Source organism: Streptomyces sp. BK340, assembly GCF_007827595.1.
Lineage (GTDB): Bacteria > Actinomycetota > Actinomycetes > Streptomycetales > Streptomycetaceae > Streptomyces.
In genome coordinates this window covers 533,051-554,505 of the sequence record NZ_VISR01000002.1, presented here as the reverse complement: position 1 = coordinate 554,505, position 21,455 = coordinate 533,051, and the positions used below count along the sequence as shown (strand labels likewise).

17 protein-coding genes and 1 tRNA gene are annotated in these 21,455 nt (G+C 71.1%); 11 read left to right on the top strand and 7 right to left on the bottom strand.

Annotated elements, in window-relative coordinates:
* Positions 1 to 153: 153 nt before the first annotated feature.
* Positions 154 to 2,742, bottom strand: coding sequence for an ABC transporter permease (locus FB157_RS05845; protein WP_145876589.1), 2,589 nt, complete (start codon positions 2,740 to 2,742; stop codon positions 154 to 156).
* Entirely contained in the window at positions 2,739 to 3,527 is a 789-nt protein-coding gene (locus tag FB157_RS05840) for an ABC transporter ATP-binding protein (protein ID WP_145876588.1), read from the bottom strand. Before FB157_RS05840 ends, FB157_RS05845 begins: the two co-directional genes overlap by 4 nt.
* Positions 3,528 to 3,949: 422 nt before the next feature.
* Between FB157_RS05840 and FB157_RS05835 the strand changes: the two genes are divergently transcribed.
* The 3 genes from FB157_RS05835 to FB157_RS05825 all read left to right on the top strand — a co-directional run bounded on the left by FB157_RS05835 (position 3,950) and on the right by FB157_RS05825 (position 7,718).
* A complete protein-coding gene (locus FB157_RS05835) occupies positions 3,950 to 5,446 on the top strand; it encodes an MFS transporter (RefSeq protein ID WP_145876586.1) in 1,497 nt (498 codons plus the stop codon).
* Between the two features lie 224 nt (positions 5,447 to 5,670).
* Positions 5,671 to 6,078 carry a DUF485 domain-containing protein gene (locus FB157_RS05830; protein WP_145876584.1) on the top strand — a complete coding sequence of 136 codons (408 nt, stop codon included), beginning with the start codon at positions 5,671 to 5,673 and terminating at the stop codon, positions 6,076 to 6,078.
* On the top strand, positions 6,075 to 7,718 hold the full coding sequence (locus FB157_RS05825) for a cation acetate symporter (protein WP_145876582.1): 1,644 nt from the start codon (positions 6,075 to 6,077) through the stop codon (positions 7,716 to 7,718). Before FB157_RS05830 ends, FB157_RS05825 begins: the two co-directional genes overlap by 4 nt.
* 18 nt (positions 7,719 to 7,736) lie before the next feature.
* Here the strand turns inward: FB157_RS05825 and FB157_RS05820 are convergent, their stop codons facing one another.
* The 4 genes from FB157_RS05820 to FB157_RS05800 form a co-directional block, all read right to left on the bottom strand.
* On the bottom strand, positions 7,737 to 8,624 hold the full coding sequence (locus tag FB157_RS05820; protein ID WP_186581357.1) for a cellulose-binding protein: 888 nt from the start codon (positions 8,622 to 8,624) through the stop codon (positions 7,737 to 7,739).
* A gap of 247 nt (positions 8,625 to 8,871) precedes the next feature.
* The gene (locus tag FB157_RS05815) at positions 8,872 to 9,078 is read right to left on the bottom strand and encodes a dihydrofolate reductase family protein (protein ID WP_145876580.1); all 207 of its coding nucleotides are present in this window, start codon (positions 9,076 to 9,078) and stop codon (positions 8,872 to 8,874) included.
* Between the two features lie 218 nt (positions 9,079 to 9,296).
* Positions 9,297 to 12,449: an SUKH-4 family immunity protein gene (locus FB157_RS05805; protein WP_145876577.1), complete on the bottom strand. Its 3,153-nt coding sequence runs from the start codon at positions 12,447 to 12,449 to the stop codon at positions 9,297 to 9,299.
* Between the two features lie 8 nt (positions 12,450 to 12,457).
* A complete protein-coding gene (locus tag FB157_RS05800) occupies positions 12,458 to 13,447 on the bottom strand; it encodes an SMI1/KNR4 family protein (protein WP_145876575.1) in 990 nt (329 codons plus the stop codon).
* A 264-nt stretch (positions 13,448 to 13,711) separates the two neighbouring features.
* Between FB157_RS05800 and FB157_RS05795 the strand changes: the two genes are divergently transcribed.
* Together FB157_RS05795 and FB157_RS05790 are read left to right on the top strand one after the other, a co-directional pair.
* Positions 13,712 to 14,224 (top strand): YwqJ-related putative deaminase, encoded by a 513-nt coding sequence (locus tag FB157_RS05795; RefSeq protein WP_145876574.1) that lies wholly within the window; start codon positions 13,712 to 13,714, stop codon positions 14,222 to 14,224.
* Positions 14,225 to 14,294: 70 nt separating this feature from the next.
* Positions 14,295 to 14,789, top strand: coding sequence for an SUKH-3 domain-containing protein (locus FB157_RS05790; RefSeq protein ID WP_145876572.1), 495 nt, complete (start codon positions 14,295 to 14,297; stop codon positions 14,787 to 14,789).
* Between the two features lie 18 nt (positions 14,790 to 14,807).
* Here FB157_RS05790 and FB157_RS05785 read toward each other — a convergent pair whose 3' ends face one another.
* A complete protein-coding gene (locus FB157_RS05785) occupies positions 14,808 to 16,112 on the bottom strand; it encodes a sensor histidine kinase (RefSeq protein ID WP_145876570.1) in 1,305 nt (434 codons plus the stop codon).
* Positions 16,113 to 16,278: 166 nt separating this feature from the next.
* Here FB157_RS05785 and FB157_RS05780 point away from each other — a divergent pair, with 166 nt between their 5' ends.
* The 6 genes from FB157_RS05780 to pth all read left to right on the top strand — a co-directional run bounded on the left by FB157_RS05780 (position 16,279) and on the right by pth (position 21,403).
* Positions 16,279 to 17,148, top strand: coding sequence for a helix-turn-helix domain-containing protein (locus FB157_RS05780; protein ID WP_145876568.1), 870 nt, complete (start codon positions 16,279 to 16,281; stop codon positions 17,146 to 17,148).
* A gap of 14 nt (positions 17,149 to 17,162) precedes the next feature.
* Positions 17,163 to 17,238: transfer RNA gene (locus FB157_RS05775), tRNA-Gln, on the top strand.
* Positions 17,239 to 17,361: 123 nt separating this feature from the next.
* Complete coding sequence (gene glmU, locus FB157_RS05770; RefSeq protein WP_145876566.1) at positions 17,362 to 18,810, top strand: bifunctional UDP-N-acetylglucosamine diphosphorylase/glucosamine-1-phosphate N-acetyltransferase GlmU; 1,449 nt, start codon at positions 17,362 to 17,364, stop codon at positions 18,808 to 18,810.
* A 95-nt stretch (positions 18,811 to 18,905) separates the two neighbouring features.
* Positions 18,906 to 19,886: a ribose-phosphate diphosphokinase gene (locus tag FB157_RS05765; RefSeq protein WP_145876564.1), complete on the top strand. Its 981-nt coding sequence runs from the start codon at positions 18,906 to 18,908 to the stop codon at positions 19,884 to 19,886.
* Positions 19,887 to 20,093: 207 nt separating this feature from the next.
* Positions 20,094 to 20,690 (top strand): 50S ribosomal protein L25/general stress protein Ctc, encoded by a 597-nt coding sequence (locus FB157_RS05760; RefSeq protein ID WP_145876562.1) that lies wholly within the window; start codon positions 20,094 to 20,096, stop codon positions 20,688 to 20,690.
* A 116-nt stretch (positions 20,691 to 20,806) separates the two neighbouring features.
* Entirely contained in the window at positions 20,807 to 21,403 is a 597-nt protein-coding gene (gene pth / locus FB157_RS05755) for an aminoacyl-tRNA hydrolase (protein ID WP_145876560.1), read from the top strand.
* Positions 21,404 to 21,455: the final 52 nt, after the last annotated feature.

The following is a 21,455-nucleotide window of genomic DNA, read 5'->3' as shown; positions in this document are numbered from 1 at the left end:
CGCTGCCGCTGTGGGCGTCGGAGGCTGTGGACAACTCGGGTGGTCCGGGAGCGCGGGCGGCGAAAAGCCCGGTGCCGGGAAGTCCCATGAGACTTCCCGGCACCGGGTATTCCCCCGCAACCCCCGTATGCGGTGGCTGTCGGCCCGAGGGCCTCAGTCCGTCGCGATGGCGTTCAGTACGTTCATCCGGCCCGCGCGGAACGCCGGGATCAGGGCGGCGAACAGGCCCACGAAGGCCGAGCCGATGAAGACGGCGGTGATCGTCGGCCAGGGGATCTCCAGGACCTTCATGCCCTCCAGGGCGAGGAGCTTCTGGGCGGTCGCGCCCCAGCCCATGCCGAGGCCGAGGCCCAGCAGGGCGCCGAAGACGGCGATCACCACGGACTCCAGGCGGATCATGCGGCGCAGCTGGCGGCGGGAGAGGCCGATCGCCCGCATCAGGCCGATCTCGCGGGTGCGCTCGACCACGGACAGGGCCAGCGTGTTCACCACACCGAGGACCGCGACGATGATCGCGAGGGCCAGGAGGCCGTAGATCATGTTCAGCAGCTGGCCGATCTGGTCCTTCAGCGCCTTCTTGTAGTCGGTCTGGTCCCGTACGGTCAGCTCGGGGTGGTCGTCGTGCAGGGCCGCCTTCAGCGCCTTGTAGGCGGCCGCCTGCTGCCCGTCCTCGGCCGTGGCGAAGACCAGCGCGTCGAGCGGCATGTCGTCGACGGGCCCGTACTTGGTGAGCGTGGCGAGGGACGTGTACTTGGCGCCCTGGTCGATCACCTCGTCGCTGCTGGTGATCGCGCGGACCGTCAGGTGGGCGGTGGAGCCCCCCTTGAAGGCGACGGTGATCTTCGAGCCGATGTGGATGCCGTGGGCCTTGGCGAACTTCTCGTGGACGGACATCGAGTCGGGCAGGTAGGCGTCCTTCAGGTTCCCGGCGACCGTCTTCTTGTGCAGGTCGGTCGCGTACGTCGGGTCGGCCGCCGTGATGTCGGTGTTCTTGAGCGTCTGGCCGTCCGGGGTGGTGAAGTCGGCCACGGCCGGCCGGTACTCGGTGACCCGCTTGAGACCCGGGGTCTCCTTGATGGCCTTGACCGCCTGGGGTGCGATGAGACCGTTCTGCGGGTTGTCCGGCTGGATGATGAAGTCCGTGCCGACCGTCTTGTCGAGCTGGTCGGTGGCGGAGGCCACCATGGAGGAGCCGACCACGGACAGGCAGGCCACCAGGGCCAGGCCGATCATCAGGGCCGCGCCGGTGGCGCCGGTGCGGCGCGGGTTGCGCAGCGCGTTGCGCTCGGCCATCCGGCCGACGGGGCCGAAGACCCGCAGCATGACGGCGCCGAGGACGCGGACGAGTCCGCCGGCGAGGAGCGGGCCGATGACGACGAACCCGATCAGGGTGAGGACGACGCCGAGGCCCAGCCAGGACGAGCCGGCCTTGGCCTTGTCGGCGGTGCCCGCCACGTAGAGACTCGCGACGCCGGCACCGGTGAGGACCAGGCCGATCGCGGCCCGTACGAGGCCCGCCTTGGCGTCGGCCGGGGCGTGCGCCTCGCGCAGGGCGGCCATCGGGGAGATCTTGCCGGCCCGCCGGGCGGGCAGGTAGGCCGACAGGACGGTGACCACGACGCCGAGGAGCAGGCCGGTCAGCGGGGTCGTCCAGGCGACCGTCAGGTCGTCCGTGGACAGGTGCATCCCCATGGTGCCCATGAGCTTCATCAGGCCGACCGCGATGCCGACGCCCGCGCCGACGCCGAGGACGGAGCCGACCACGCCGAGCAGCAGCGCCTCGATGAGCACGGACCGGTTGACCTGTCGGCGGGAGGAGCCGATGGCCCGCATCAGGCCGATCTCGCGGGTGCGCTGGGCGACCAGCATCGAGAAGGTGTTGATGATCAGGAAGATGCCGACCAGGAAGGCGATCCCGGCGAAGCCGAGCATCGCGTACTTCATGACGTTCAGGAAGCTCTCGACGCTCTTCTGGTTGGCGTCGGCGACCTCCTTGGCGGTCTGCACCTTGTAGCCGTGGCCGAGCGCGGCGGTCACGTTCTTCTTCAGCTGCGCGTCGGTGACGCCCTTGGCGGCGGTGACGTTGACGTTGGTGTACACACCGGTCCGGCCGACCAGGTTCTGCTGGGCGGTCTTCGTGTCCAGGTAGAAGATCGCCGCGCCGGGGTTGGTGACGGTGAAGGTGGCGATGCCGGACACGCGCGCGTGGTGCGTGCCGACGACGTTGATCATGCCGATGTCGTCGCCGAGCCTGAGGTGGTGCTTGTCGGCGGTGTCCGCGTCGACCATGACCTGGCCGGGACCCTTGGGCGCCGTACCGGAGGTGATCTTCATGGTGCGGGCGTCGTTGCCGTTCCAGCTGCCGACGATGGTGGGCGCGCCGCTGCTGGGCGACAGCTTGTCCTTGTCGGCGTCGACCACGGTCACCGTGGTGGAGAACACCGTGCCCTCGGCCGCCTTGACGCCCTGGGCCCCGCGGATCCTGCCGAGCACGGAGGCCGGCAGGACCGGCGGCTTGCCGGTGCGGGAGGTGGTCTGGCCGGTGTCGGAGGAGCTCTTGGCGGTGACCGTCACGTCCGACGAGGTCGCCTGGAACAGCTTGTCGAAGGTGGTGTTCATCGTGTCGGTGAACACCAGGGTGCCGCAGACGAAGGCGACCGACAGCAGCACGGCGACCGCCGACAGCGCCATGCGGCCCTTGTGCGCGAAGAAGTTGCGCATCGAGGTCTTCAGGACGGTCATGACGTGCGCCCCCGGGCGTCGAAGTCCTTCATGCGGTCCAGGACCTGATCGGCCGTCGGCTGGTACATCTCGTCCACGATCCTGCCGTCCGCGAGGTAGAGCACGCGGTCCGCGTAGGAGGCGGCGACCGGGTCGTGGGTGACCATCACGATGGTCTGGCCCAGCTCGTCCACCGAGCGGCGCAGGAAGCCCAGGACCTCCGCACCCGCGCGCGAGTCGAGGTTTCCGGTCGGCTCGTCACCGAAGATGATCTCCGGGCGGGCGGCGAGTGCCCGGGCCACGGCGACGCGCTGCTGCTGGCCGCCGGAGAGCTGGGTGGGCCGGTGCTTGAGCCGGCCGGCGAGCCCGACGGTCTCCACGACCCGGTCCAGCCACTCCCGGTCCGGCTTGCGGCCCGCGATGTCCATAGGCAGCGTGATGTTCTCCAGCGCGTTGAGCGTGGGCAGCAGGTTGAACGCCTGGAAGATGAACCCGATCCGGTCCCGGCGCAGCTGGGTGAGCTTCTTGTCCTTCAGACCGGTTATCTCGGTCTCGTCCAGGTAGATCTGCCCGCCGGTCACGGTGTCGAGGCCGGCGAGGCAGTGCATCAGGGTGGACTTGCCGGAACCCGAGGGGCCCATGATCGCGGTGAACTGGCCCCGGGCGATGTCCACGTCCACATGGTCCAGGGCGACGACACGGGTCTCGCCGGACCCGTACGCCTTGACGACCTGGCGCGCCCGCGCGGCAACGGCCGTACGCCCGCCAGTTCCCCCGTGCCTGGTAGTGGTAACAGCCGATGTCACGGTATATCTCCTAAATCGGTTGGCAGGTGTGCCGTCGCGCCCTGGTGTGCCGGTGCGTCGTCCTGGGTACGGCGTCGAGTCTCGCGTGCGGCGGGTGTGCCCCGCGCTGGTGCGAAGCCCCCTCTTGTGCGGGGGAAAACCCCACCCCCGCCGGTTCGGTCAGCCGCCCCCCGACGGCGTAAAGCCAGATTAAGGACGGCACCCGGTCCATCTCCTCCTCCGGCGGTACGAACCCTCCCCAGGTCGTAGTACGGAGATACCCCTAGGGGTGGTCCACCGCCGGGTGGAGTCCCTCTCAGGGTCGGCTCCACCCTCCGGCCCAGAAAGCCTCCACCCTCCCGTCGCGTCAGGGTCAAGTCACGCGGGCCGTGGGAAGCTGTCGTACCGGAGATAGGTGCAGGGGGCACGGGAGGGGGGATCCGGTGGGGAGTACGACACCCGCGATACGCGACGGCGCCACGACGGAGCAGCGCACCGGCAGGAGAGGTGCGGTCGTCGCCGCGCTGATGCTGTCGATGGCGCTGGCCGCGCTGGACGCCACGATCGTCTCCACCGCCGTGCCGCAGATCGTCGGCGACCTCGGCGGGTTCTCCGTCTTCTCCTGGCTGTTCTCCGGCTATCTGCTCGCCGTCACCGTCACCCTGCCCGTCTACGGCAAGCTGTCCGACACCTTCGGCCGCAAGCCGGTCCTGGTCGCGGGCGCCGCCGTGTTCCTGCTGGGCTCGCTGCTGTGCGCCGGCGCGTGGAACATGGGGGCGCTGATCGCGTTCCGGATCGTGCAGGGGCTGGGCGGCGGCGCGTTGCAGGGGACGGTGCAGACGCTGGCCGCCGACCTGTACCCGCTGGCGGAGCGCCCGAAGATCCAGGCCAGGCTGTCCACGGTGTGGGCGGTGTCGGCGGTGGCCGGGCCGGGGCTGGGCGGGGTGCTGGCCGCGTACGCCGACTGGCGCTGGATCTTCCTGGTCAACCTGCCGATCGGAACGGCCGCGTTGTGGCTGATCGTCCGTCATCTGCACGAGCCCGAGCGGGAGAAGGCGGCACGCGCGCGCGTGGACTGGGCGGGCGCGCTCGCGGTGTTCGCGTGCGGCGGGGTGCTGCTGACCGCGCTGGTGCAGGGCGGGGTGGCCTGGGCGTGGCTGTCGGCGCCCTCGCTCGCGCTGTTCGGTGCGGGGTTCGCGCTGGTGGGCGTGGTGGTGTGGGTGGAGCGGCGGGCGGCGGAGCCGATCATCCCGGGGTGGGTGTGGCGGCGCCGGACGATCGCGGCCGTCAATCTGGCGTTCGGCGCGCTGGGGCTGCTGATGGTGGCGCCGTCGGTGTTCCTGCCCACGTACGCCCAGTCGGTGCTCGGGCTCGGACCGGCGGCCGCCGGTCTCGTGCTGTGTGTGTGGACGCTGACCTGGTCGGGGTCGGCGGCGCTCAGTCAGCACGTGTACCGGCGCATCGGCTTCCGTGACACCGCGCTGATCGGCATCGGCACGGGCACGCTGGTCCTGCTCGCGTTCCCGTTCCTGCCGTATCCCGGGTCCTGGTGGCAGCCGATGCTGCTGATGCTGGCGCTGGGCGCCGTGCTGGGGCTGTTCCAGCTGCCGCTGATCATCGGGGTGCAGTCGACGGTGGGCTGGTCGGAGCGGGGGACGACGACCGCGTCGGTGCTGTTCTGCCGGCAGACCGGGCAGACCCTGGGCGCCTCCCTGTTCGGCGCGGTCGCCAACGCGGTGCTGGCGGCCAGGCTGGGCGGGGCGGGCGACCTGGAGTCCGTCACGCGCGCGTGGGACGGCGGTACGGCTCCGGAGGCGACGCGGCGGGCGATCGCCGCGGCGGTGCACGCGGTGTACTTCGGCGCGGCCGGGGCCGCTGCGCTGGCCTTCCTGGTGCTGCTGGTGGTGGCGCCGCGGAAGTTCCCGGTGCGGCAGGAGTGACCGCACGGGAAGCGGTGCGATCCTCCCCGGCTCGCCCGGTGGACGCGGGTGCCATCCGAGGTCAGATCCGTTCCCGTGCGGTAAGCGCATACCGACCGTCCAGTTTGGCGAAAACCCCGCGCGCCTCGGAACCGGCGAGTAACGTGCGTGACTCCGTTTCCTCCCACCCCCCCACCTCCCTGCGGTCCGCCGCCACGGACCCGAGCCACGCAAGGAGCCCCGGGATGTCCTACGACCCGCCGCGCCCTCCGTCGTACCTCACCTACCCCTGGCAGCCTCCGCCCCCCGAACCGTCCCGCCCACGCCGCACTCCGCCCCGCGAACCCCTCGGCCACCACAGCGACCTGCGCATCCTGCGCGGTGCCTACCGCTGGCAGCGCCGCACCGCCGCCCTCACCGCGCTCGGCTACTTCACCCTGTTCCTCGTCCTGTCCGCGTTCGCACCGGACGTCATGACGAAAACGGCCGTCGACGGCATCCCGGCGGGCCTGCTGCTCGCCCTCCTCCAACTCCCGGTCACCTGGCTGGCGATCGCGCTGTACGAGCACACCGCACGCCGCCATGTCGACCCGCTCGCGGACCGCATCCGCAAGGAGGCCGAACTGGACGCACGGCGAGGAGCGGCCCGATGACCGCCGACGCCGCCGCGGACCTCTCCGGCTTCACCGGTTTCAGCAGCTCCGCGCAGAGCATGTCGCTGGTCGCCTTCTCCGCCGTCGCCACCCTCACGCTTCTGCTGTGCGTGATGGCCGGCCCGGACCGCGACGACCTCGACGAGTTCTACACGGGCTACGGCTCCCTGTCCCCGCTGCGCAACGGCCTGGCCATAGCGGGCGACTACATCTCCGCCGCGACCGTCCTGGGCACCAGCGGGGTGATCGCCCTGTGCGGCTACGACGGTGTCGTGCTCGCCCTCAGCACGGCGCTGTCGCTGATGCTGCTGATGTTCCTGCTGGCCGAACCGCTGCGCAACGCGGGCCGGTTCACCATGGGTGACGCGCTGGCCCGCCGGATGCCGGGCCGCAGTGTGCGGATCACCACCTGTGCGGTGACGATCGCCTCGCTGCTGCCGCTGATGCTGGTCCAGCTCGCGGGCACCGGACAGCTGATGGCGTTCATCCTCGGCTTCTCGAACGAGTCGCTGAAGACCGGCTGCGTCGTCGGCCTCGGCGCGCTGATGATCAGTTACGCGGCGATCGGCGGCATGAAGGGCACCGCCCTCATCCAGATCCTGAAGATCGTGATGCTGGTCGGATCGGGCGCCGTGATCGCCGTACTGATCCTGCGCCGCTTCGACTGGGACCCGGGCGCCCTGTTCGGCGCCGCGGCGCGGCAGAGCGGGGCCGGACCGGCCTTCCTGCACTCCGGGCTCGAGTTCGCCGGGCACCCGCGCGCCCGCCTGGACATGATCACCTCCGAGCTGACCATCGTGCTCGGCGGCGCCTGCCTGCCGCACATCACCATGCGCACATACACCGCCTCCAGCGCCCGCCAGGTGCGCCGCTCGCTGTCCTGGGCGGTGTCGATCGTGGCACTGTTCGTCCTGGCCATCACGGTGATCGGGTTCGGCGCCACGGCGCTCGTCGGCCGCGGCGCGATCGCGGCGGCCGACCCGCAGGGCAACACGGCCTACCTGCTGGGTTCGCGGGCGGCGTTCGGTGTCGGCGTGTCGACCGCGGAGACCTTCCTGTTCACCATGGTCACCACGGCGATCTTCCTGACCCTGCTCGCCTCGGTGGCCGGGATGATCCTCGCCTGCGCCAACTCCCTCGCCCACGACGTGTTCGCCGCCCGGGTCCAGGAGATGCCGGCCCGCAGGGAGATGACCCTGGCCCGGCTGTCCGCGCTCGCCATAGGCGTGCCGACGATTCTGCTGGCCACCATGGTGCAGGAGTACAGCCTGCAGCCCCTGGTCACCCTCTCCTTCTGCCTGGGCGCCTCCGCCCTGGCACCCGCCCTGGTGTACGGCCTCTTCTGGCGCCGCTACACCCGCAGCGGGCTGATGGGCACGCTCCTCGGGGGCTCGCTGACCGTGCTCCTGCTCATGCCGGGCACCAACCTCGTCTCCGGCTCGCCCGTATCGGCTTTCCCGCACGCCGACTTCAACTGGTTCCCGTTCACCACGACGGGCATCGTCTCCATCCCGGCCGGCTTCTTCTTCGGCTGGCTGGGCACGGTCGTCTCGGGCCGCCGGAAGGCGGAGGAACAGCGGCGCCAGTACGAGGCCGTGGAGGGATGGATCCTCGCCGGGGCGGTACGCAGAGGCGGTTGACGACGTCCGCGCGGGGGGCTACTCCAGGGTCGCCCTGCCCGTCAGCGAGATGAGGCTGCTGCGCACGTGGTCCATGTGCGCCTGGACGTCGTCCCAGGTCTCGCTGTGCTCGCGCAGCACCCGCTCGGTGTCCAGGGCGATGCGCTCCTCGCGCGCGTGCGCCTCGGCGACGATCTCCGCGGCCCGTACGCGCGCCTCCTCCTGGCAGCGGCGCCCGAACTCCTCCGCCTCGCCGAGGGCGTGTTCCGCCTCGGCGAGGGCGGCCTCGGCCCGGGTGAGCCGCTCGGCTTCCCCGGCCTCCAGCGCGGCCGCCCGCTCGGCGTCCTCGCGTTCCGTGGCCTCCCACCTCTCGGCCAGCTCCCGGGACTGCTCGACGAGCATGCAGGCGGTGCGCTGCCGTACCTCCCGCAGCGCGGCGAGCGCCTCCCCGCGCGCTTCCTTCACTTCGAGCCGGGCACCGACGCGCAGGCCGTCGGCCTCCGCGCGCGCCGCGAGGAGGCACTGGCGGGCGCGTTCGTCCGCGTCCGCGCGGAGCGCGTCCGCCGCTTCCCGCGCCTCCTGGCACAGGCCGAGGGCTTCCGCTTCGGCCTGCGCGACCTGTTCGTCCGCCGCGCGCCGCGCACGGTCGCGGACGTCCGCCTCTTCCTGCAACGCGAGCCGGTAGAGGTGCTGAGCCCGCTCTCCGAGCGTCTCGTAGGTCTGGGGAGCGAGCTGCGCGACCACCTCGCGCAGCCGCGCGGCCTCCGCACCCATGTCCTTGGCGAGCACGGTCAGCCGCGCGGCGCGCTCCCACGCGGCGTCCCGGTCCAGCGACAGCGCCTCCATGAACGCGTCGACCTGGCCGGGGCGGTAGGCGCGCCCCCGCACGGTCGGGAAGCCGTGCGGCGTCATCGATGCGCTGCTCACCCTGGGAACCCCTCTCCACCGGACATACACGACAGGACGATGTGGCGCACATCCTGATGGATCTGATGTAAGTGGGCATAACGCGACACTCCGCAGACATGTCACGGTCGGAATCTCGCGGCATGCCGCACTTCTCGATTCGCGCGGCCGTCCGGGGGCACGGGGCGGGGTGTCCGGAGCACGTCCTCCGCCAGGGTGACGATCATGCTGCGGACGGGCGCGAGCCGGAGGGCGAGGAAGCGGACGGTCATCGCTTCGCCCTCCGGTGCCGGGTGAGGACGGCGGTCCCGGCCTGTTCGGCCGGCAGGCACGCGAGGCCGGCGGGCGGACTCCCCGCGGGGAACAGCCGCCGCCCCTCGCCCAGGACGGCCGGGAAGGTCATCAGCCGGTACTCGTCGACCAGGTCGGCGGCCCTCAGCGCATGGACGACCGCCGGGCTGCCGCTGACGACCACGTCCCGCCGCTCGGCCGGTACGGCCTCCGGCAGATCGCCCTCCAGGAGGCGTCGAGCGCCGGCGTGAGCGGTACGCCCGGATCCTCGCTCGGTGCCCCGAGCCGCGACATGCAGTAGCAGTACGCCACCGGCTCACCCCGGAACGGCTCCAGGTCCACCCGCGCATCATGCCCTTCACGCACGCGTGAAGGGCATGATGCGATCGTCCTCGGACAGGCCTACAGCAGCCCGTCCCACATCTGCTCAAGCAGCACCGACCACCAGCTCTCCGGCGAACCCAGCGCCGCCGGGTCCAGGGAGGCCAGCTGAGCCTGGAAGTCGACGGTCCAGCGGCCCGCCTGCTCCTGGTTCAGCCCGAACCTGAGCCGCCACATCCGGCCCAGCAGCGCCAGGCAGCGCGCGAACTCCGGCAGTCCGGTGTTCACGAACTGCGGCGGCACCGGCGCACCGCCCGGGCCCGCCTCCACGGGCACCGCGACGATGTTCGCCGTCCCGTACTGCACACAGATCGCCCGGCCGAAGTCCGTGCCCATCACCAGGTACGAGCCCGCGTCCGAGGCCGGCTGCACCCCGCGCTCGGCCGCCAGCTCCGCCAGCGTCGGCACCGGCCGGCCCGGCTGGGCCTGCGCCCAGAAGAACGGGGCCATGTCCGTCGGCAGTCCGGCCACCACCAGCGTGTGCGCCACGACCGGCGGCACGCCCTGCCGCGAGACGGCCTGCTGGTCGAACCGGAAGACCCCCGGCCCGAACGCCGCCGCCAGCTCCTGTGCGATGCCCTCCGGCGGGACGGGCGGCACGGCCTGCACCGGCGCCAGCGGCGCCCGCACCGGAGCCGGCCGCGCGGGACCGTCCGCCACCTGGTGCAGCTCGCCCTGGTGCGCCAGCAACTGCTGCATGCCCTGCTGCCGGCTCGCGTGATCCGTGCCGTACGGCGCGATGCTCGTGATCCGCGCCTGCGGCCACTGCTCCCGGATCATCCGCGCGCAGTACGCACCCGGCAGCTCGCACGACTCCAGCTCCGTGTGCAGCTCCAGCACCTGGTCCGGCGGCACGTTCATGGCCCGCAGCTCGTGGAAGATCTGCCACTCCGGGTGCGGCGTGCCCGGCGCCGAACGCCGGATCAGCTGCTGCTCCGAACCGTCCTGCGCGCGGTAGCGCAGCACGGCCTGATAGCCCGGGCCCACCGTCGGCTGCCCCTGCTGCGGGTAGCCGTACGCCGGAGGCTGCCCCGGCCCGGGCCCGCCCGGCGGCGGCATCGCACCCGACGGCACGGCACCAGGCGGCATCGGCTGCGGGGCTCCCGGGACGCCGGGCGGCATGCCGGGAGCGCCCGGCGCGCCGAGTGCACCGGGGGCGGGCGGCGGCGGGGGCACGCCCGGACCGCCCACGGGAGGCGCGGCCAACACGGTCTCCGCGTGGTGCACCGCACCACGCCCGCCTCCGGAAGCACCGGGGGCGCCGGGCATGCCCGGGGCACCCGGGGGCTGGGGTGCGCCGGGAGCGCCGTGGGACTGCGGTGCGCCGGGGGCCGGAGGCATGCCAGGGGCGCCCGGTGCTGCGGGAGCGCCGGGCGGATAGGGCATGCCAGGGGCGCCCGGAGGCTGCGGCGCGCCCCCTCCCATCTGATTCGGGTCGGCCAGCATCGTGGCCGCGTGGTGCACGTTGCCCGGAGGGGTGCCACCGGGAACGCCCGGCGCACCGGGCGGGTTGGGGGCACCCGGCGCGTTCGGGAATGCGCCCGGCGCCTGCGGCGCGTCCACGCCCCCCGGCGCGCCCGGAACGCCCGGAGCGCCCGGCGCCTCAGGCCCCTGGGGCCCGAGCGACGACACCAGCTGCGTCGGCACGTACCCGCCCGCAGGCGCACCCGGAGCGCCGGGCGCGGGCGGCGGAGGCGTGCTCCCCGGGCGGGCGCCCGGCGTACCCGGAGCACCGGGAACACCCGGCGGCGGAGGCGGCGCACCCGGTCCACCGCGCCCCTTGCGCGGCGGCGGCGCGGCCTTGCTCGTCGCGGCGTCCGCGATGTCCCCGGCATGCGGCGCGAGCGGACGCCCCGGGACACCCGGGCCGGCCGGCGGCTGCGGCGCGTTCGGGACGACGCCCGGCGCCTGCGGATACCCGTACCCGGGGACACCCTGCGGGCCACCGGGAGCACCCGGCGCGCCCGGGCCCTGCGGATAGCCGTACTGCGGGGCGCCCGGAGGCGGCGTGCTGCCCTGCGGAACACCCGGCGCACCAGGCGCTGCAGGGGGCGCGGGCGCAGTGCCCGGCGCCGGGGAGTAGGCGGGCGCACCCGGCGGGGGCGTGCCCTGGCCCGCCGGACCCTGCGGATAGCCGTACGACGACACACCCGGAGGCGGCGGAGGCGTGCTGTACTGCGGCACACCAGGAGCAGCGGGCGCACCGGGCGCACCCGGCGCCTGCGCGAAGCCGGGCGCCCCCGGGGCACCACCCGGAGCGGGCGCACCGCCCTGCGCTCCCGGCGGGAAGTTCTGCGCACCCGGCCCGTTCGAACCGTCCAGCGCCGGCGCGACCGCCGTCGGCGGCAGCTGGCTGCCCCCGGACATCAGCGCCGTCTTCGCGTCCGGCGCCACCGCCGGCGACCGCGAAGGCTCGACGTCCACATCGCTCAACGGCGGCGCGAACACCGTCGCGGGCAACGGCACCGAACGGTCCTCACCCGCATCCCCGTTGGTGTCCGTACCGGCCCACGGCGTAGCCCCGTCCGGCACCTCCGCCACGCCCGGCACCCCACCGGGCGCACCCACGCCCGGCGCACCGGCAGCCGGCCACGACGCACCGCTACCGCTCCCGGACCCACCGGCCGTACCCGCACCATCGGCCCCGGCCCGCGCGTCGGCAGCCGCAGGCACCCCGGCCTGCGTCTCGGCAAGCGCCCCGCCCCCGACGGAACCCCCGCCCGAAGAACCGGCCCCGGCACCGGAGCCGGCCGCAGCCGCAGCACCCGCGTCCTGCGCCGACCCCGCCCGACGGTCCGGAATCCCCAGCTTGTCCGCCGCCTCCTGCAACCACTCCGGCGGACTCAGCAGGAACGACGTCTGGTTCAGGTCCACCCGCGCAGCCGCCGGCACCGGCACCGCGTCCTCGACCTCGGTGCGGCCGTACTCCTCCTCGTACCGGCGGATCACCTCACCCACCGGCAGCGCCGGCCACAGCGTCGCCTCGCCGCTGTCCCGGGCGATCACCAGCCGCTGCGCACCCGCGTCCGAACGCGGGCCCTCCGCACGGTCCTCACCCCAGACCACGAAACCCAGCTCGAACTCCCGCACCCGCACCTCACGATGCTGATACGCGGGAACATCACCGTTGATCCACTCCTCGGCGCGCTCCTGCGCCTGTGCGAACGTCACCATCGCGAAGCTCACTCCCCAGCCGAAGAGACCGGAACGGCACGCGCGAAACCGCCGTCCACCATCAGGTTCGCCACCGTCTCCAACTCCGGCGGATTACCCGCCAGCCGCGACAGGAACGCGTCGAAGTCGTCACCGCACAGCAGCAACAGGCGCTCGACCCGCTCCGCCGGGGACCACGACGGATCCACGTCCCGCGCATCGTCGTACGCGCAGAACCACACCGACCCGATCCGCTCGCCCTTCACCTTCACCGCGAGCAGACCACCCTGCACGAAACCGACGCTCAGATAGTCCTTCGTCAGATGGTCACGCAGGCACTTGTTGACGTACACCAGGTCATTGACCGCCGCCTCGTCCCGCACCGTGAAGAACGGCTGATCCAGCAACAGCCCCAACTCGGCGTCCAGCGCGGCACCCACCGGCGCGGCACCACCCGCCGCCTTCAGGAACGAACGGTAGGCACCCGGCAGGCGATAGCCCAGGTCCTCCTCCACACCCTGAACCTGCGACTCCGTCACCGCCACACCCGACTTCGACAGCCCGAAGTGCGCCGGACGCGTCTCCTGCAACGGCCGCGTACCACGCTTGCCCTGGTCCACCCGAGCCGTCGCCACACCACCGTGATGCCGCAGCAACGCCTTCACCTCGACCGGAACCAACTCCAGCCGCCGCGAACCCACCACGTGATGCCACGTCCAGCCGTGCGGCGTCGCCACCGCGGGCACCGTGTCCCACAACTCGTGCCCCGACGCCGCGAGAACCGCGTTCGCCGACACATAGTCCGTCAGCCGCAACTCGTCGACGCCGAAACCCTCCGGCGGATCGGCGATCTCCGCCGCCGCGCGCGCGTACGGCGAGAAATCCGGGTAACCGCGCTCGTCGATGCGTACCCCTCTCGGGTGACGTGCCGCCCGGACCGGATCCGGGAAGTGCACGACCTGCCCGGCATAGGCCGCGTTCGGCGGCGCGGCTTGCTGCCCGAGCCGACCTGTCGTCATGGCGGTTGCCCCCTGCGGCGTTCTCTCTGGCCTGAACGGCGGTGTCGATCGCGGATGGCGACAGCCTATGCGGTACACGAACCCCGGTCACCGGCCCTCCACCCCACACCTGCACTTCCCGCCTCCCCTTTCGTGACCAGCCGTCACCCCCTCGTGACAGCCCGCCCAAACCCGGGCGTGTCGCGCCGCCCCAGCTTCCGCACCAGCCACGGCATTTGGCACTCTGTGTCCTTCGGGGGGATGCCCGGGGAGGGGAAGACGATCATGAATACCTTGCAGACCGGAGGTAACGACGTGCGGGCCGGCGACCCTCGCATCGGCTGGAGCGGCACCGACACACCTCCCGCCCCCACCCTCCTGCACCGCCGCGACGGCATCCTCCCCACCGTCGCCGCAGCCCTCTCCGTACGCGGCTCCACCCTCACCGGCACCGCCGCCCGCGGCGACCAGCCCCCACCCCTCCACCACCTCGTCCAGGACTTCCTCGACACCCTCACCAGCGCCCAACGCGACCGCTTCACCGGCCGCTGCGCCGAAACCATCCTCATCTCCCGGCACATCGCCGCCGCCGACGCCACCCGCAGCAAACGCGCCGCCCGCAAACCCATGACCAACGGCGAAGCCCGCAAAATCCTCCGTCAGGCCAAACTCACCGCCCGCCGCATACGCGAGGACGGCGACCCCCTCCACGGCAGCTTCGCCACCCCCTGCCGCGCCTGCACCGCCCTCAGCGCCCACTTCGGCGTCCGCATCGTCGACCCGACCACCACCGACTGACACCCCGGCCCACCCGGCACCCACCAGAACCACCCAGCCGGCACGAACCGGCACGACGATCGAAGGGCCGATGCACCCCGACCGCACCTCGACCACCCGCTTCCCCGTACCCGTCGACGCCGCCCTGCGCGCCGCCGGCTGGCAACCCGGACGCTGGGACATAAAGCAGGCGGAGATCTGGGCCGACGCCCTGCGCGAACACACCTCACCCGCCGGACACCGGCACACCGTCTTCCCCGCCGCCGTCGAAGCCTGGGCCGAATTCGGCGGACTGCACATCAAACCCGGCGGCCCCGGCCGCCAGGTCGCCCCCGCCACCCTCCACCTCGACCCGCTGCACGGCCTCCACCACGCCCGCACCCTCGGCGACCTCGGCCGCGCCCTCGGCACCGAAGTCAGCCCCCTCGGCGAGGAAGCCGGCACCGCGGCCCTCCTCGCCATCGACAGCGAAGGCCGCGTCTACACCCTCGACCACACCGGCGACTGGTACGCCGGCCCCGACATCGACCACGCCCTGTCCACCCTCATCGGCGGCACCGAACCCGTACGCCTCACCGTCGCCTGACCCGCGCCACGCCCCGGGCTACGCCGCCGGAATCACCGCCGACACCCGGAAACCGCCCGCATCCGTCGGCCCCGAGACAAACACACCACCCAGCGCCACGACCCGCTCCCGCATCCCCACCAGACCGTTGCCACCCGACGGCAACCGCGCCGCCGACCCCGACCCGGGCTCCGGCGGCTCGTTCTCCACCTGCATCGCGATCTCCGCCCCCCGATGCGCCAGCCGCACATACGTCTTCGCACCCGCCGCATGCTTGTGGACGTTCGTCAACGCCTCCTGCACCACCCGGTACGCCGTCTGCTCGACCTCCGCCGCATACAGCCGCGCCTCCCCCTCGACCGAGAGATCCACCACCATCCCGGCCGCCGCCGACTGCCCGACCAGCTCCTCCAGCTCCGACAGACACGGACCGTCCCCGGCCGCCTCCTCGGCAACCGCCTCCGACACCGCCTCCGCCACCCCCACCACGGCCAACGACACCGACGCCGCACGCCGCCCCGCACCGTCACCGGCCCGCAGCACCCCGAGCATCTCCCGCAACTCGGTCAACGCCTGCCGCCCCATGTCACCCACCAGCGCCGCATTCCGCACGGCCTTCTCGGGATCCTTCCGCGCAACCGCCTGCAACGCCGCCGCATGCACCACCATCAGACTCACCCGATGCGCGACCACGTCATGCATCTCCCGGGCGATCCGCGTCCGCTCCTCGTTACGCGCCCACTCGGCCCGCTCCTCCGCCCGCTCCGCGAGCAACTGAAGCTCCCGCTCCAGACTGTCCGCCCGCTCCCGCAGACTCTCCATCAACCGGCGGCGCGCCCCCACGTACAACCCGAGCAGCACCGGCGGCGCCGTCAGCCCCAGAGACGTCGTGATCGAGGCGAACGGCACGAACCAGTCACCCAGGGTCAGATCACCCCGCGCCATGTCCTGCCGCACCCGCACGAACGTCACGATCATCGTGCCCAGCAACGACATCCCCGCCAGCGCCACGATGATCCGCCGCGGCAACTCGCACGCCGCCAGCGTGTACAGCCCGACGATGCCCATCAGGAAGCCCATCTGGGCCGGCGTGATCGCGATCGCGACCAGCACCACGGCGATCGGCCACTTCCTGCGCACCAGCAGAACCGAACCGGCGATCAGACCGAAAACGATCCCCACCGACACCGGGATCCCGGCATCCCGCGCGAACGGAATACCCTCCGCACCGCACTCCACCGCGGACACCAGCGCGAGACTCCCGTCGAGCACCGCACTGCGCCGCCTGCCCCACCACCATGGGCCGGTCAGGGCCCCGGCATGCTCTTCCCCCGTCGCGGTCATGCCTCCAGCCTACGGGCGCGGGCAACGGCATTTCCGGTGACTTTCACCCACCGGCACGGACCACACCCCTTAATCGAATGACCTCGAAACCCGCCGGTATCCCTCGAACTACTGAACGTCACCCGTTCACACCTGGAAGCGAACATTCCGCCCGGACGGTATGCGTATGACACATTCACCCGGCAAGGGCAGCAAGTACGAGGACTTCGAGGGGTTGCGGGAGCGAGCGGTCGCGTTGCGGCGGGAGGGGCTCAGCCTCCGGCAGATCCGGGACGAGCTGAAGATCTTCAACAACGACCTCCTCAACCAACTGGTGAAGGGGGAGCCCCCACCGGAGTGGACGAAGCGGCCGAGGGCGAAGGACGAGCTGCGCGAGAGGGCACGGGAGCTGCGGCTGCAGGGGTGGACCTATGACCAGATCCAGGTCGCACTGGGCTGCTCCAGGAGCTCGGTGTCGCTGTGGGTCCGGGACCTGCCGAAGCCCGACCCTCGGTACACCCAGGAGGAACAGCTGGCGCTCATGCAGGAGGGACTGGCAAGGTGCCGCACCGCAGAGCGCGCGAAGCGCAAGGAGTCCAAGACCTCCGCCCTCCGGGAGATCGGGGACCTGACGGATCGCGAGCTCTTCATGGTGGGGGTCGCGCTCTACTGGGCGGAAGGATCGAAGAGCAAGCCGTACGACCGGCGCGAGCGGGCCGTCTTCGTCAACAGCGACCCCGGTGTGATCCAGACCTATCTCGCGTGGCTGGACCTGCTCGACGTGGACAGGGGGCGCCTGGCCTTCCGCGTACTCATCCACGAGTCGGCGGACGTGGAGGCAGCCCACCGGCACTGGGCGGCCGTCGCCGACGTGGACGTGTCCGTCTTCGCGAAGCCGACCCTGAAGAAGCACAACCCCAAGACGGTCCGCAAGAACACCGGCGACGACTACCACGGCTGCCTGGTCATCGTCGTAGCCAGGAGTGCCCACTTGTACAACCGAATCGAGGGCTGGTGGAGCGGAATCGTGGCCCAGGCGCAGGCACGTCTCGGGTAAGGTCTGGAGCGCTGTCCCCCGTGGTGTAACTGGCAGCACACTGGTTTTTGGTACCAGCAGGACAAGGTTCGAATCCTTGCGGGGGAGCCACAGCACACAAGACCTAGGTTCGGGCCCTGACTGCACTGTCGGGGCCCGCTCTCATATCCCCCCAACCCCACCCCGGTATCCTTCGGCTGTCACCCCCACCATCCAGAGCCGAAGGGCAACCCCGTGAGCGCCATTCGCCCGGCAGCCGTCGTCGTTCTCGCAGCGGGTGAGGGCACCCGTATGAAGTCGGCCACACCGAAGGTCCTGCACCAGATCTGCGGCCGTTCCCTGGTGGGCCATGTGCTGGCCGCCGCCCGCGAGTTGGACCCCGCGAACCTGGTGGTCGTCGTGGGCCACGCCCGTGAGCAGGTCGCCGCGCACCTGACCGAGATCGATCCCGGCGTGCGGACGGCTGTGCAGGCGGAGCAGAACGGCACGGGGCACGCCGTGCGCATGGGGCTCGAGGAGCTGGGCGGGGCTGTCGACGGGACCGTCGTGGTCGTGTGCGGGGACACCCCGCTGCTCACCGCCGACACGCTCCAGCAGCTCGCCGCGACCCATCACGGGGACGGCAACGCCGTGACGGTGCTGACCGCCGAGGTCCCGGACGCGACCGGTTACGGCCGTATCGTCCGTGACGACGCGAGCGGTGCCGTGACCGCGATCGTGGAGCACAAGGACGCCTCCGAGGCCCAGCGGGCGATCCGGGAGATCAACAGCGGGGTGTTCGCCTTCGACGGGCAGTTGCTCGCGGATGCGCTGAAGAAGGTGCGGACGGACAACAGCCAGGGTGAGGAGTACCTGACGGACGTGCTCGGGATCCTGCGGGAGGCGGGGCATCGGGTGGGGGCTTCCGTGGCTGCGGACCACCGGGAGATCGCCGGTATCAACAACCGTGTGCAGCTCGCCGAGGCCCGTCGGATTCTCAACGACCGGCTGTTGACGCGTGCGATGCTCGACGGTGTGACTGTCGTGGACCCGGCCTCCACCTGGGTCGACGTGACCGTGACCTTCGAGCGGGACGCCGTTGTGCATCCGAACACGCAGCTGACGGGTTCGACGTACCTCGGTGAGGGTGCGGAGGTCGGGCCGAACAGCCGGCTGAAGGACACCCGGGTGGGTGCCGGGGCTCGTGTGGACAACACGGTGTCGGACGGTGCGCGGATCGGTGAGCAGGCGTCCGTGGGGCCGTACGCGTATCTGCGGCCGGGTACCCGGCTCGGTCTGAAGGCCAAGATCGGTACGTATGTGGAGACGAAGAACTCGTCGATCGGTGAGGGGACGAAGGTTCCGCATCTGTCGTACGTCGGCGATGCGACGATCGGTGACTTCTCGAACATCGGTGCCGCGAGCGTGTTTGTGAACTACGACGGTGAGAGCAAGCACCACACGACCGTCGGGTCGCACTGCAAGACGGGTTCGGACAACATGTTTGTGGCTCCTGTCACGGTCGGGGACGGTGCTTACACCGCCGCCGGGTCCGTGATCACGAAGGATGTGCCGCCCGGTTCGCTGGCTGTGGCCCGTGGTCAGCAGCGGAATATCGCGGGTTGGGTGGCCCGTAAGCGTCCTGGGAGTGCTGCCGCGAAGGCGGCTGAGGCCGCGACCCGGAAGGGCGAGGGCGAGGACTGACCGGAAACGGGTGCGCCAAACACGGCGTACCGTGATAAGTGCACACCCGCACGAGTGCATATCCGCTGCTGAGACACCTCTGAGGAGATAGTGCTGTGACCGGGATCAAGACGACCGGCGAGAAGAAGTTGATGTTCTTCTCCGGCCGCGCCCACCCCGAGCTTGCCGAGGAGGTCGCCCAGCAGTTGGGTGTCGGGGTTGTCCCGACGAAGGCCTTCGACTTCGCCAATGGCGAGATCTACGTCCGTTACCAGGAGTCGGCTCGTGGTGCGGACTGCTTCCTGATCCAGAGCCACACGGCTCCGATCAACAAGTGGATCATGGAGCAGCTGATCATGATCGACGCGCTGAAGCGTGCGTCGGCGCGGTCTATCACGGTCATCGTGCCGTTCTACGGTTACGCGCGGCAGGACAAGAAGCACCGGGGTCGTGAACCGATCTCGGCGCGTCTGGTCGCGGATCTGATGAAGACGGCCGGTGCCGACCGGATCCTGACGATGGATCTGCACACGGACCAGATCCAGGGCTTCTTCGACGGGCCGGTGGATCACCTGTTCGCGCTTCCGCAGCTGGCGGACTACGTGGGCGAGAAGGTGGACCGGGACAAGCTGACGGTGGTGTCTCCGGACGCGGGCCGGGTGCGGGTGGCTGACCGCTGGTGCGACCGGCTGGGTGCGCCGCTGGCGATCGTGCACAAGCGGCGTGACAAGGACGTGGCGAACCAGGTGACCGTCCACGAGGTCGTGGGTGAGGTCAAGGGCCGGGTCTGTGTGCTGGTGGACGACATGATCGACACGGGTGGCACGATCTGTGCGGCTGCGGACGCGCTGTTCGCGCATGGTGCGGAGGACGTCATCGTGACGGCGACGCACGGTGTGCTGTCGGGTCCGGCTGCGGACCGGCTGAAGAACTCGCGGGTGAGTGAGTTCGTGTTCACGAACACGCTGCCGACGCCGGCGGAGCTGGGCCGGGATCTGGACAAGATCACGGTGCTGTCGATCGCTCCGACGATCGCGAGTGCGGTGCGTGAGGTGTTCGAGGACGGGTCTGTGACCAGCCTCTTCGACGAGCAGTGAGGTTTCTGCAGGCCCGCCGGGCGGGCTAGCTGAAGATCCTTTTGGGTACGGCCTCCCCTGCCGAGTAGACTGCTCCAGTTGCTCGGCGAGGGAGGCCGTACCTGTTCATACGGGTATCGGCTGTCCGTTATCGACGCGCTCTTCGTAGCAGGCCGTTCGTGGCCGGGTGACCCTGTCCGTTCGCGATTCCTACGAGGAGTGATCAATATGTCCGAGGTAAAGCTCGCCGCCCAGACGCGCACCGAGTTCGGCAAGGGTGCCGCCCGCCGTATCCGCCGTGACAGCAAGGTTCCCGGTGTGCTGTACGGCCACGGTTCGGACCCGCTGCACCTGACCCTGCCGGGCCACGAGCTGCTGCTGGCGCTGCGTACGCCGAACGTCCTGATCTCCCTGGACATCGACGGCAAGACCAACGAGCTGGCGATCCCGAAGGCCGTGCAGCGTGACCCGCTGAAGGGCTTCCTGGAGCACGTCGACCTGCTGCTGGTCAAGCGTGGCGAGAAGGTCACGGTCGAGATTCCGGTCCACGCCGAGGGTGAGCTGGCCGCCGGCGGCAACCTGCTCGAGCACGTGCTGAACGCCCTGCCGGTCGAGGCCGAGGCCACCCACATCCCCGAGGCGCTGACCGTCTCCGTCGAGGGCCTGGAGGCCGGTGCCTCCGTCCTCGCCAAGGACATCAAGCTGCCTTCCGGTGTGACCCTGGCCGTGGACGAGGACGCGGTCGTCCTGCAGGTCCTGCAGGCGCAGGTCGAGGAGGCCGTCGAGGGCGAGGCCGTCGAGGGCGAAGAGGCTGCCGAGGCCTGAGCCTGCCTGACCGGCGGTTCGGCCGTAGCGGTACGACCGCCGAAGCGGTAGCTGTACGCTCCAGCCGCTGCTTCCCTCGGGGGAGCAGCGGCTGTTGCACGTGAGGAGACACGGACGTGACCACCCCCGCAAGTGCCCCCTGGCTCGTCGTCGGGCTGGGTAATCCTGGGCCGGAGTACGCCATGAACCGGCACAACGTCGGGTTCATGGTGGTGGATCTGCTCGCGGAGCGGATCGGCGGGAAGTTCAAGCGTGCGGGCAAGGCGCAGGCGCAGGTGCTGGAGGGGCGGATCGGTCCGATGGGGCCGGCGAACCGGCGGGTGATCCTGGCCAAGCCGATGTCGTTCATGAACCTGTCCGGCGGTCCGGTGAACGCGCTGCGGGACTTCTACAAGGTGCCGGTGGCGAACATCGTCGCGGTGCATGACGAGCTGGACATCGATCACGGCACGCTGCGGCTGAAGCTGGGCGGTGGCGACAACGGGCACAACGGTCTGAAGTCGATGACGAAGGCGATGGGGGCGGACTACCACCGGGTGCGGTTCGGGATCGGGCGGCCGCCGGGGCGGATGCAGGTGGCGGACTTCGTGCTGAAGGACTTCTCGTCGGCGGAGCGCAAGGAGCTGGACTACTTCGTGGACCGTGCGGCGGACGCGGTGGAGTGTCTGGTGATCGAGGGCCTGGAGCGGGCGCAGAGCGCGTACAACTCCTGACTTGTCCGGCCTTGGCGGCCGCCGGAGTTGACCGGTCGTGGGCGTATGGCCA